General features: G+C 61.0%; 11 protein-coding genes. 5 read left to right on the top strand and 6 right to left on the bottom strand.

Annotated elements, in window-relative coordinates:
- The first annotated feature begins 96 nt into the window (after positions 1-96).
- The 3 genes from ACCD00_RS19195 to ACCD00_RS19185 all read left to right on the top strand — a co-directional run bounded on the left by ACCD00_RS19195 (position 97) and on the right by ACCD00_RS19185 (position 4139).
- The gene (locus ACCD00_RS19195) at positions 97-1464 is read left to right on the top strand and encodes an MFS transporter (protein ID WP_085714532.1); all 1368 of its coding nucleotides are present in this window, start codon (positions 97-99) and stop codon (positions 1462-1464) included.
- A gap of 11 nt (positions 1465-1475) precedes the next feature.
- Entirely contained in the window at positions 1476-3029 is a 1554-nt protein-coding gene (gene garD, locus ACCD00_RS19190; RefSeq protein ID WP_413426890.1) for a galactarate dehydratase, read from the top strand.
- A gap of 168 nt (positions 3030-3197) precedes the next feature.
- A complete protein-coding gene (locus ACCD00_RS19185; RefSeq protein WP_413426888.1) occupies positions 3198-4139 on the top strand; it encodes an AEC family transporter in 942 nt (313 codons plus the stop codon).
- A gap of 62 nt (positions 4140-4201) precedes the next feature.
- Here ACCD00_RS19185 and ACCD00_RS19180 read toward each other — a convergent pair whose 3' ends face one another.
- The 6 genes from ACCD00_RS19180 to gatC form a co-directional block, all read right to left on the bottom strand.
- A complete protein-coding gene (locus ACCD00_RS19180) occupies positions 4202-4537 on the bottom strand; it encodes a carboxymuconolactone decarboxylase family protein (RefSeq protein ID WP_413426931.1) in 336 nt (111 codons plus the stop codon).
- A gap of 41 nt (positions 4538-4578) precedes the next feature.
- A complete protein-coding gene (locus ACCD00_RS19175; RefSeq protein WP_413426929.1) occupies positions 4579-5640 on the bottom strand; it encodes a calcium/sodium antiporter in 1062 nt (353 codons plus the stop codon).
- A gap of 50 nt (positions 5641-5690) precedes the next feature.
- Positions 5691-6065, bottom strand: coding sequence for a septal ring lytic transglycosylase RlpA family protein (locus ACCD00_RS19170; protein ID WP_057398870.1), 375 nt, complete (start codon positions 6063-6065; stop codon positions 5691-5693).
- 142 nt (positions 6066-6207) lie between these two features.
- The gene (gene gatB / locus ACCD00_RS19165; RefSeq protein ID WP_413426886.1) at positions 6208-7653 is read right to left on the bottom strand and encodes an Asp-tRNA(Asn)/Glu-tRNA(Gln) amidotransferase subunit GatB; all 1446 of its coding nucleotides are present in this window, start codon (positions 7651-7653) and stop codon (positions 6208-6210) included.
- A gap of 10 nt (positions 7654-7663) precedes the next feature.
- Positions 7664-9115 carry an Asp-tRNA(Asn)/Glu-tRNA(Gln) amidotransferase subunit GatA gene (gene gatA, locus ACCD00_RS19160; RefSeq protein WP_413426884.1) on the bottom strand — a complete coding sequence of 484 codons (1452 nt, stop codon included), beginning with the start codon at positions 9113-9115 and terminating at the stop codon, positions 7664-7666.
- 16 nt (positions 9116-9131) lie between these two features.
- Positions 9132-9419, bottom strand: coding sequence for an Asp-tRNA(Asn)/Glu-tRNA(Gln) amidotransferase subunit GatC (gene gatC, locus ACCD00_RS19155; RefSeq protein ID WP_024011606.1), 288 nt, complete (start codon positions 9417-9419; stop codon positions 9132-9134).
- A 211-nt stretch (positions 9420-9630) separates the two neighbouring features.
- Here gatC and mreB point away from each other — a divergent pair, with 211 nt between their 5' ends.
- Both mreB and mreC read left to right on the top strand, forming a co-directional pair.
- A complete protein-coding gene (gene mreB / locus ACCD00_RS19150) occupies positions 9631-10668 on the top strand; it encodes a rod shape-determining protein MreB (protein WP_002555108.1) in 1038 nt (345 codons plus the stop codon).
- Between the two features lie 191 nt (positions 10669-10859).
- The coding region (gene mreC / locus ACCD00_RS19145; protein WP_413426927.1) for a rod shape-determining protein MreC at positions 10860-11800 on the top strand (941 nt) is incomplete at its 3' end.

Here is an 11800-nt window from a genome sequence, read left to right as displayed (position 1 = left end):
TGCCCAGCGTCATCGTTGACGACCATCGCGAGCAAGCTCGCTCCTACAGAACACCGTTATTACCCGCATAAAAATAATCAGTGGGAGTACATCTACATGCAATCGACCAAGCCGACTCACGTCCGCTACCTGATCCTGCTCATGCTGTTTCTGGTGACCACGATCAACTACGCGGACCGCGCTACCATCGCCATCGCCGGCTCCAGCCTGCAGAAAGACCTGGGCATCGATGCCGTTACCCTCGGCTACATCTTCTCCGCATTCGGTTGGGCCTACGTGGCCGGGCAAATTCCTGGCGGCTGGCTGCTGGACCGTTTCGGATCGAAAAAAATCTATGCGTTGAGCATCTTCACCTGGTCGCTGTTCACCGTCCTGCAGGGGTATGTCGGCGAGTTCGGCATGTCCACGGCGGTGGTTGCGCTGTTCATGCTGCGTTTCCTGGTGGGCCTGGCCGAAGCGCCGTCTTTCCCCGGTAACGCGCGCATCGTGGCGGCCTGGTTCCCTACCGCTGAACGCGGCACCGCCTCGGCGATCTTCAACTCGGCGCAATACTTCGCCACCGTGCTGTTCGCACCGCTGATGGGCTGGATCGTCTACAGCTTCGGCTGGCAACACGTGTTCATCGTCATGGGCGTGATTGGCATCATCTTCTCCGGGATCTGGCTGAAGGTTATTCACAGCCCGCGCCAGCATCCGATGATCAATGACGCCGAGTTCAAACACATCGCCGACAACGGCGGCATGGTCGACATGGACCAGGACAAGGGCAAAGGCAAGAAGGTCGACGGCCCGAAGTGGGACTACATTCGCCAACTGCTGACCAATCGCATGATGCTCGGCGTGTACCTGGGCCAGTACTGCATCAACGGCATCACTTACTTCTTCCTGACCTGGTTCCCGGTGTACCTGGTACAGGAGCGCGGCATGACCATTCTCAAGGCCGGTTTCATTGCGTCGTTACCGGCGATCTGCGGCTTCATCGGTGGTGTGCTCGGCGGGGTGATCTCCGATTACCTGCTGCGCAAGGGCCATTCGCTGACCTTCGCCCGCAAGGCGCCGATCATCGCCGGCCTGCTGGTTTCCAGCAGCATCGTGGCGTGCAACTACGTCGATGTTGAATGGATGGTCGTCGGCTTCATGGCCCTGGCATTCTTCGGCAAAGGCGTTGGTGCATTGGGCTGGGCGGTGGTATCCGACACCTCGCCGAAGCAGATCGCCGGCCTGAGCGGCGGCCTGTTCAATACCTTCGGCAACCTGGCTTCCATCACCACGCCGATCGTTATCGGCTACATCATCAGCTCCACCGGTTCGTTCAAGTGGGCGCTGGTGTTTGTCGGTTGCAACGCTTTGGTCGCGGTGTTCAGCTATCTGGTCATCGTGGGCCCGATCAAACGTGTGGTGCTCAAAGAGCCACCAGCGAACGGTTCTCAAGCCCCTGGCAAATTGTCTCAAGCGCATTCCTGAGGAGCGGCGTCATGCAGTTGATTGAACATTCCGACTCGCCGCGCTACATCCGCCTGCACGAGCGGGACAACGTAGTGATCGTGGTCAACGATCAAGGTGTACCGGCCGGTACCGAGTTTGCGGACGGCCTGGTCACCGTGGACTTCGTGCCACAGAGCCACAAGGTCACCCTGGAAGACATTCCCCAGGGTGGCCAGGTGATTCGTTATGGCCAGGTCATTGGCTACGCCTTGCAGCCGATTCCCCGCGGCAGTTGGGTCAAGGAAGATCAACTGCGCATGCCGACCGCGCCGCCGCTGGACAGCCTGCCGCTGTCCACCGACGTGCCGGCCGCGCAAGCACCGCTGGAAGGCTTCACGTTCGAGGGTTATCGCAACGCCGACGGCACCGTCGGCACGCGCAACATTCTCGGTATCACCACCACCGTGCAATGCGTGACCGGCGTGCTCGATCATGCGGTCAAGCGCATCAAGGCCGAGTTGCTGCCCAAGTACCCGCACGTCGATGACGTGGTGGCGCTGACCCACAGCTACGGCTGCGGCGTGGCCATTACCGCTACCGACGCCTACATCCCGATCCGCACGGTGCGCAACCTGGCGCGCAACCCGAACCTGGGCGGTGAAGCCCTGGTGATCAGCCTGGGCTGCGAGAAGTTGCAGGCCGGACAGGTGATGCACGACAACGACAGCTCGGTGGATCTCAGCGAACCGTGGTTGTACCGCTTGCAGGATTCCAGCCACGGTTTCACCGAGATGATCGAGCAGATCATGGAGCTGGCCGAAGTCCGTCTGAAGAAGCTTGATCAACGCCGCCGGGAAACCGTACCGGCGTCCGAGCTGATCCTCGGCATGCAGTGCGGCGGTAGTGATGCATTCTCCGGCATCACCGCGAATCCGGCACTCGGCTATGCCTCGGACTTGCTGCTGCGGGCCGGTGCGACGGTGATGTTTTCCGAAGTCACTGAGGTGCGCGATGCCATTTATCTGCTGACCTCCCGCGCGGAAAACCAGGACGTCGCCCAGGAACTGGTACGGGAAATGGACTGGTACGACCGTTACCTGGCCAAGGGCGAAGCCGATCGCAGTGCCAACACCACGCCGGGTAACAAGAAGGGCGGGCTGTCGAACATTGTCGAGAAGTCATTGGGCTCGATCGTCAAGTCCGGCAGCAGCGCGATCAATGGCGTGCTTGGCCCTGGCGAGCGTTTCAAGCGCAAAGGCCTGATTTTCTGTGCGACCCCGGCCAGCGACTTTGTCTGCGGTACATTGCAGTTGGCGGCGGGGATGAACCTGCATGTATTCACTACCGGTCGCGGCACGCCTTACGGGCTGGCCATGGCGCCGGTGGTGAAGGTATCGACACGGACCGAACTGGCGCAACGCTGGCCGGACCTGATCGACATCGACGCCGGGCGCATTGCCACCGGGCGCGCATCCATCGAGGAGCTCGGCTGGGAACTGTTCCACTACTACCTGGACGTGGCCAGCGGCAAGCAGCAGACGTGGGCGGAGAAGCACAAGCTGCATAACGACATTACCCTGTTCAACCCGGCGCCGATTACGTAAGACCGAGTCGCCTGCTTCGCGAGCAAGCCCGCTCCCACATTGGATCAGCGTCGCATGAAGATCAAATGTGGGAGCGGGCTTGCTCGCGAAGGCGATCTACCAGACGCCGAGGTCGCCGGTGGCTTATCATTAGCCCCCTAACGACGCACACCCCAAGGTCCTTCCGGCATGCTGGCAATTTTCCTCGAAACCCTGAACATCACCGCGCCGGTGTTTGCCATGCTGTTTCTGGGGGTGCTGCTCAAGCGCATCGACTGGATCAACGACAACTTCATCCACACCGCGTCAGCATTGGTGTTCAACGTCACCATGCCGGCGCTGCTGTTTCTTGGCATCCTGCATGCCGATCTGCACGCGGCGTTGCAGCCGGCACTGCTGATCTACTTCTCCCTGGCAACCCTGGTGTGTTTTGCCATCGCCTGGGGCTGGGCGATCTGGAAGTGCCCGCGGGAAGATCGGGGGATCTACACCCAGGGTGCCTTTCGCGGTAACAACGGGGTCATCGGCCTGGCGCTGGCGGCAAGCATGTATGGCGACTACGGGATTTCCCTCGGGGCGATCCTCGCGGCGCTGGTGATCCTGTTCTACAACACGCTGTCGACCATCGTGCTGGCGGTGTACAGCCCGGTGATCAAGTCCGATCCGTGGAGCATCTGCAAAAGCGTGTTCAGTAATCCGCTGATCATCAGCGTGATTGCGGCAGCACCGTTCGCTTATTTCAAGATCGGTTTGCCGGGGTGGCTCGAGACCTCCGGCCAGTATCTGGCGCAAACCACCTTGCCTTTGGCGCTGATCTGCATCGGCGGCACGCTGTCGCTGGCGGCGTTGCGCAAAAGCGGCAACATGGCGCTGAGTTCCAGTCTGGTGAAGATGATCGGCCTGCCGGTGCTGGCGACGCTGGGCGCATGGCTGTGGGGCTTTCGTGGTGCGGAACTGGGGATTCTGTTTCTGTACTTCGGCAGCCCGACCGCCGCTGCCAGTTTCGTCATGGCCCGGGCGGCGGATGGTAACCATGAACTGGCGGCGGCGATCATCGTGATCACCACGCTGATGGCGGCGGTCACCACCAACGTCGGGATCTTCTTTTTGCAGTGGGGTGGGTGGATCTAGCGTCAGGATTTGCGGTGAATTGAAGGGCCGTCTTCGCGAGCAACACTGCAACTTTCGGATAGTTACTCCGGCTTCTGGTAGCTATCAATCACTTCCTGCGCCGCGCGAAACGCATCAATCGCCGCCGGCACGCCGGCATACACCGCGCAATGCAGCAGCGCCTCGCGAATCTCCTCCACGGTGCAGCCGTTGTTCAGCGCACCGCGCACGTGACCTTTCAACTCCTGCGGGCACTTCAGCGCGGTCAGAGCGGCGAGCGTGATCAGGCTGCGGGTTTTCAGCGGCAGGCCGTCGCGATTCCATACACCGCCCCAGGCGTGTTCGTTGACGAAATCCTGCAGCGGCTGGGTGAACTCGGTAGCGTTGCCCAGTGCGCGGTCGACGAAGGCGTCGCCCATCACTTGGCGGCGGACTTCAACGCCGGGTTTTTTATTCTCGGTCACGGGATTTCCCTCTTATGGTGTTGGCGACGCCAGGCGCGTAGTGACGTGAACAGCAAGAACGCCACCAGTGCCGGCAGGACGAAAAACAGCATCAAGTGTTCCAGCTTGCCGGCCAGTGGCATGCCGGTGGTGAACGACACCACGTGCAGCCCATACGCCAGGTACAAGCCCAGTAACAGCAAGCCTTCGGCGCGAGTCACCCGGTAGCCGGAGTAGAACACCGGCAGGCACAGCGCCGCGACGCCGAGCATCACCGGCAGGTCGAAATCCAGGGCGTTGGGCGACACCGACAGCGGCGACGGCGCCACCAGAGCGGTAAAGCCGAGCACGCCCAACAGGTTGAACAGGTTACTGCCAATCACGTTGCCCACGGCAATATCACGCTCGCCGCGCATCGCGGCGATCAACGAAGTGGCGAGCTCAGGCAGTGATGTGCTGACAGCGACGATGGTCAGGCCGATGATCCGCTCCGACAGCCCAAGATCGGTGGCGACCGCAACGGCAGCCCCCAACAGCAAGTGCCCGGCGTACACGAGCATCGCCAGCCCGGCGATAATCATCAGCAGGCTGCTCAGCCATGGCGCGTCGCCGTGGTGGTCATGACTCGATACCGGCCGCGCCGAATGCCGTGACTGGCGCAGCAACAGGCCCAGGTAAATCGCCAGTGCCGTCAGCAACATCACGCCGTCGGCACGGGTCAGTTCTTCATTCCAGGCGAGTACGAACACCAACAGGCTGGCGCCGATCATCAGCGGGATATCCAGGCGTACCAGTTGCCGGGAAACCCGCAATGGAATGATCAGCGCAGACAACCCGAGGGTGACGAGGATGTTGAAAATGCTGCTGCCGATCACGCTGCCGACGGCAATGTCGGCGTTATGCGCCAGGGTCGCTTGCAGGCTGACCGCCATTTGCGGTGCGCTGCTGCCGAGAGCAACGATGGTCAGGCCGATGATCAGTGGGCGTATGTGCAACCGCGCGGCAATGCGTACGGCGGCGCGCACCATCAATTCGGCGCCGATGATCAGCAGGAACAATCCGCTGAGCAATTCGATCACGCTGATCAGGGGCAAATCGGCTAATCCGAAAATGGTCGGGGCTCCATCGGTCAGTCGTCGAGAGCCTGGACCCGCACCCGGGCTGTGCCGCTTTTGAGCATGCCCAGGCGTGCGGCGGCTTCGTGGGACAGGTCGATCAGGCGGCCACGGGTGTGCGGCCCACGATCATTGATGCGCACCACGCAGGATTTGTCGTTATTGAGATTGGTCACCTTCACCCGCGTACCGAAGGGTAGCTGGCGATGGGCGGCAGTCATGGAATTCTTGTCGAAACGCTCGCCATTGGCGGTGCGTTTGCCTTGGTGTTTGGCACCGTAGTACGAAGCCACGCCGGTTTTATCGTAACCATGCGGATCGACGGTGTCGGTGCTGGCGCAACCGGCCAGGAGCGAGAGGAGGGCGCAGGCGCCGAGCAGACGTTTCATTCGAAGGTTTCCCGAAATAACTGCAGGAGCGAGCTTGCTCGCGATGGTGTGTCAGTCACGTCGATGCCAACTGACATTCCATCGCGAGCAAGCTCGCTCCTACAAGGTTTTGAGCCAGGCCTGAAATCTGGCTCCATTTCTATCAGCCTTCGAGCTTGCTTTTGAGCAATTCGTTCACTTGTTGCGGGTTGGCCTTGCCTTTGGAGGCTTTCATGGCCTGGCCGACGAAGAAGCCGAACATCTTGCCGCGCTTGGCTTCGTCTGCCGCGCGGTATTGTTCGACCTGCTCGGCGTTGGCCGCGAGCATTTCGTCCAGCACCGCCGAGATGGCGCCGGTGTCGGTCACTTGCTTGAGGCCGCGCTTGTCGATGATCTCGTCCGCGCTGCCTTCGCCGTTGGCCATCGCTTCGAACACCACCTTGGCGATTTTGCCGGAGATGGTGTTGTCCTTGATGCGCAGCAGCATGCCGCCCAGTTGCTCGGCGGAAACCGGCGATTGATCGATGTCCAGGCCTTGCTTGTTGAGCAGGCTGCCCAACTCGACCATCACCCAGTTCGCCGCCAGTTTGGCGTCGCCACCGATGCTCGCGACTTTCTCGAAGTAATCGGCTTGTTCGCGGCTGGTGGCCAGCACGCTGGCGTCGTAGACCGACAGACCGAACTGCTCCTGGAAGCGTTCGCGTTTCTGCGGTGGCAACTCGGGCAGCGTGGCGCGTACGTCGCTGAGGAACGAGTCCTCGATGACCACCGGCAGCAGGTCCGGATCAGGGAAGTAACGGTAGTCGTTGGCTTCCTCTTTGCTGCGCATCGGACGGGTCTCGTCCTTGTTCGGATCGTACAGACGGGTCTGCTGGATCACTTTGCCGCCGTCTTCGATCAATTCGATCTGACGCTGGATTTCGCTGTTGATCGCCTTCTCGATGAAACGGAACGAGTTGACGTTCTTGATCTCGCAGCGCGTGCCGAACTCGACCTGACCCTTTGGACGGATCGATACGTTGCAGTCGCAACGCAGCGAGCCTTCGGCCATGTTGCCGTCACAGATGCCCAGGTAACGCACCAGCGCGTGGATCGCCTTGACGTAAGCCACGGCTTCCTTGGCGCTGCGCATGTCCGGCTCGGAGACGATTTCCAGCAACGGCGTGCCGGCACGGTTCAGGTCGATGCCGCTGGCGCCGCTGAACTCTTCGTGCAGGCTCTTGCCGGCGTCTTCTTCCAGGTGCGCCCGGGTGATGCCGACACGTTTGACCGTGCCGTCTTCCAGGGCGATGTCCAGGTGGCCCTTGCCGACGATCGGCAATTCCATCTGGCTGATCTGGTAGCCCTTGGGCAGGTCCGGGTAGAAGTAGTTTTTACGGGCGAACACGTTGTGCTGGCCGATCTCGGCGTCAATCGCCAGACCGAACATCACCGCCATGCGCACCGCTTCCTGGTTCAGCACCGGCAGCACGCCGGGCATGCCCAGGTCTACCAGGCTGGCCTGGGTGTTCGGTTCGGAACCGAAGGTGGTGGAACTACCGGAAAAGATTTTCGACCGGGTGGTGAGCTGGGTGTGAATCTCCAGCCCGATCACGACTTCCCATTGCATGTGTGTCTCCTCAGAAGCCGGTTGGGGTGCGGGTGTGCCAGTCAGTGTTCAACTGGTACTGGTGCGCAACGTTGAGCAAGCGGCCTTCCTGGAAATACGGGGCGAGCAGTTGCACGCCGACCGGCAGACCGTCGACGAAACCGGCCGGCATCGACAGGCCTGGCAGGCCCGCGAGGTTGGCGGTGATGGTGTAGACGTCTTCCAGGTACGCAGCGACCGGGTCGCTGTTCTTGGCGCCAAGCTTCCAGGCCGGGTTCGGCGTGGTTGGGCCGAGGATGATGTCGACCTCATTGAAAGCGGCCATGAAGTCGTTCTTGATCAGGCGACGAATCTTCTGCGCCTTCAGGTAGTAGGCATCGTAGTAACCGGCGGACAGGGCGTAGGCACCGACCATGATCCGACGCTGCACTTCTGTCCCGAAACCTTCGCCACGGGAGCGCTTGTACAGGTCTTCCAGGTTTTTCGGGTCTGCGCAACGGTAGCCGAAACGCACGCCGTCGAAGCGCGACAGGTTGGAAGAGGCTTCCGCCGGGGCGATCACGTAGTACGCAGGAATCGCGTGCTGCATGTTCGGCAGGCTGATTTCCTTGACCACGGCGCCGAGCTTTTTCAGCTCTTCGACGCTGGCCATGACCAGGTCGGCAATGCGTGGATCGAGACCGGCGCTGAAGTACTCCTTCGGCACGCCGATACGCAGGCCTTGCAGCGAACCGTTGAGGCTGGCGCTGTAGTCCGGCACGGGTTCGTCGATGCTGGTGGAGTCATTCGGATCGAAGCCGGCCATACCTTGCAACAAAATTGCGCAGTCTTCGGCAGTGTGCGCCAACGGACCGCCCTGATCGAGGCTGGAGGCGTAAGCGATCATGCCCCAGCGCGATACGCGACCGTACGTCGGTTTCAGGCCGGTGAGGTTGGTCAATGCGGCTGGCTGGCGGATCGAACCACCGGTGTCGGTACCGGTGGCTGCAGGCAACAGACGAGCGGCAACTGCGGCAGCCGAACCGCCGGACGAACCGCCAGGCACGTGTTCCAGGTTCCACGGGTTTTTCACCGCGCCGTAGTAGCTCGACTCGTTGGCCGAACCCATGGCGAATTCGTCCATGTTGGTCTTGCCCAGGGTCACGGCGCCGGCAGCGGCCAGCTTGGCGACGACGGTGGCGTCGTACGGGGCCTTGAAGTTGTCGAGCATCTTCGAGCCGCAGCTGGTGCGAATGCCCTGGGTGCAGAACAGGTCCTTGTGGGCGATCGGCGCGCCGAGCAGGGCGCCGCTCTCACCATTGGCGCGGCGTGCATCAGCGGCTTTCGCCTGCGTGAGCGCCAGGTCCTCGGTGAGGCTGATGAAACTGTTGAGCTGTGGATCGAGCTGGGCGATGCGCGCCAGCAGGACTTTGGTCAGCTCTTCGGAGGAAAACTTTTTATCGGCGAGTCCGCGGGCGATCTCGGCCAGAGTCAATTGATGCATTGCAGGCTCTTTCCCTTTAGTCGATGACTTTCGGAACCAGGTACAGGCCGTTTTCGACCGCTGGTGCGATGGACTGGTAGGCCTCGCGGTTATTGGTCTCGGTCACGACGTCCGCGCGCAGGCGCTGGCTGGCTTCCAGCGGGTGGGCCAGCGGTTCGATACCGTCGGTATCGACCGCCTGCATTTCGTCGACCAGCCCGAGAATGCTGTTGAGGGCCGAAGTGATGTGTGGAAGATCGGCATCATTGAGGCCAAGGCAGGCCAGATGAGCGATTTTTTCCACGTCGGAGCGTTCTAGCGCCATTGGGATTCTCCAGTGGAAAACAAAACGGACGGCGTCCGTGTGTTAGATTGTCGGAACACTACCGCACTTCTACGGTCATAAGGCCGCGATTGTGGGGCTTGGTGCACAGAAAAGCGGCCAATTTAACATATTGGCGCCTTGCCCAAAATCCCTGTCGTTGTTAGAGTTTGCCGCACTTTTTTACCCACGCGTTGCCTAGGGTCCCTTTCCCATGTTCAAGAAACTGCGTGGCATGTTTTCCAGCGATCTTTCCATTGACCTGGGCACTGCCAACACCCTTATTTACGTGCGCGAGCGCGGTATCGTCCTGAATGAGCCCTCCGTTGTGGCCATTCGGACACACGGTAACCAGAAAAGTGTCGTTGCTGTCGGCACCGAAGCCAAGCGCATGCTCGGCCGTACTCCGGGCAACATCGCTGCCATTCGTCCGATGAAGGACGGCGTTATCGCCGACTTCAGCGTGTGCGAAAAAATGCTGCAGTACTTTATCAACAAGGTTCACGAAAACAGCTTCCTGCAGCCTAGCCCTCGCGTGTTGATCTGTGTTCCATGCAAATCCACCCAGGTTGAGCGTCGTGCCATCCGCGAATCGGCCCTCGGTGCCGGTGCCCGCGAAGTATTCCTGATCGAAGAGCCAATGGCCGCTGCCATCGGTGCCGGCCTGCCGGTTGAAGAAGCCCGCGGTTCGATGGTCGTGGATATCGGTGGCGGTACCACCGAAATCGCGCTGATCTCCCTGAACGGTGTGGTTTACGCCGAATCCGTCCGCGTTGGCGGCGACCGCTTCGACGAAGCGATCATCACCTATGTGCGTCGCAACTACGGCAGCCTGATCGGTGAGTCGACTGCAGAGCGCATCAAGCAGGAAATCGGTACGGCCTACCCGGGCGGCGAAGTTCGCGAAGTCGACGTTCGTGGCCGCAACCTGGCCGAAGGCGTTCCACGCGCATTCACCCTGAACTCCAACGAAGTGCTGGAAGCTCTGCAAGAGTCCCTGGCAACCATCGTTCAGGCCGTGAAAAGCGCCTTGGAGCAATCGCCTCCGGAACTGGCTTCCGACATCGCCGAGCGCGGCCTGGTATTGACCGGTGGTGGCGCCTTGCTGCGTGACCTGGACAAGCTGCTGGCCCAGGAAACCGGTCTGCCGGTGATCGTTGCCGAAGACCCGCTGACCTGCGTTGCTCGCGGTGGTGGCCGTGCATTGGAAATGATGGATAAACACACCATGGACCTGCTTTCCAGCGAATAAGTCGCCGGATCGCCTCTATGCTGTTGAGCGCGCAGGCGGCACTTTGCAGTGCTGCCTGTTCGCGTTTATCTTCTGTCAGTCTGCATCCAGGCCGGATTGCCGCCGTATGAATAAACAGAACATTTGCCTGGGAGGAGCGGCTTATTAAACCGCTTTTCACCAAGGGCCCTTCACTGGGCGTGCGCCTGTTGGTGCTGGTCGTGCTATCGGTCGCGCTGATGGTGGTCGACGCCCGTTTCAGTCTGCTCAAGCCTGCACGCAGCCAGATGTCGCTGGTGCTGATGGACGCCTACTGGATCACCGACCTGCCCGGACGACTGTGGGAAGGCGTTGCCAGTCAGTTTGGCAGCCGGACCGAACTCGTCGCCGAAAACGAAAAACTCAAGACTGAAAACCTGCTGTTGCAGGGGCGCATGCAGAAACTTGCCGCCCTGACCGAGCAGAACGTTCGGCTGCGCGAGTTGCTCAACTCTTCGGCACTGGTCAACGAGAAAGTCGAAGTGGCCGAGTTGATCGGCATGGACCCCAACCCCTTCACCCATCGCATCATCATCAATAAAGGCGAGCGCGACGGCGTGGTCCTCGGTCAGCCGGTACTCGATGCCCGTGGCCTGATGGGCCAGGTGGTCGAGTTGATGCCCTACACCTCTCGCGTCCTGCTATTGACCGATACCACCCATAGCATTCCGGTGCAGGTGAACCGTAACGGTTTGCGGGCGATTGCAAGCGGCACCGGCAACCCGGAGCGTCTCGAGTTGCGTCATGTGGCCGATACCGCCGACATCAAGGAAGGCGACTTGCTCGTCAGCTCCGGCCTCGGGCAACGTTTTCCGGCCGGTTACCCGGTGGCGACGGTCAAGGAAGTGATTCACGATTCCGGCCAGCCGTTTGCCATTGTCCGCGCCATTCCGACCGCCGCCTTGAACCGCAGCCGTTACCTGCTGCTGGTGTTCAGTGACAATCGTACTGCCGAAGAGCGCGCCAACGACGCCGCCCAGGCCCAGGAAAACCTGGACGCACAGGGCGGTGGTCCGATCATTCCGGCGACAGTTCCGAAACTGGTCAACCCTGCAGCTCCCGCTGCGCCGGCCGCCGCACCGGCGACTCCTGCCACGGCGGCGCCTGCGGCCAC

It is taken from the genome of Pseudomonas sp. Pseusp3, assembly GCF_047304225.1.
GTDB lineage: Bacteria > Pseudomonadota > Gammaproteobacteria > Pseudomonadales > Pseudomonadaceae > Aquipseudomonas > Aquipseudomonas fluorescens_CD.
This window is presented reverse-complemented; position numbering and strand designations above follow the sequence as displayed.

Bases quoted from the DNA above. Each gene is read 5' to 3' on its own strand.
- gatC (WP_024011606.1), bottom strand. From the start codon at position 9,419: ATGGCGCTAGAACGCTCCGACGTGGAAAAAATCGCTCATCTGGCCTGC.
- gatA (WP_413426884.1), bottom strand. From the start codon at position 9,115: ATGCATCAATTGACTCTGGCCGAGATCGCCCGCGGACTCGCCGATAAA.
- mreB (WP_002555108.1), top strand. From the start codon at position 9,631: ATGTTCAAGAAACTGCGTGGCATGTTTTCCAGCGATCTTTCCATTGAC.
- ACCD00_RS19170 (WP_057398870.1), bottom strand. From the start codon at position 6,065: ATGAAACGTCTGCTCGGCGCCTGCGCCCTCCTCTCGCTCCTGGCCGGT.
- gatB (WP_413426886.1), bottom strand. From the start codon at position 7,653: ATGCAATGGGAAGTCGTGATCGGGCTGGAGATTCACACCCAGCTCACC.
- ACCD00_RS19180 (WP_413426931.1), bottom strand. From the start codon at position 4,537: ATGGGCGACGCCTTCGTCGACCGCGCACTGGGCAACGCTACCGAGTTC.
- garD (WP_413426890.1), top strand. From the start codon at position 1,476: ATGCAGTTGATTGAACATTCCGACTCGCCGCGCTACATCCGCCTGCAC.
- ACCD00_RS19185 (WP_413426888.1), top strand. From the start codon at position 3,198: ATGCTGGCAATTTTCCTCGAAACCCTGAACATCACCGCGCCGGTGTTT.
- ACCD00_RS19195 (WP_085714532.1), top strand. From the start codon at position 97: ATGCAATCGACCAAGCCGACTCACGTCCGCTACCTGATCCTGCTCATG.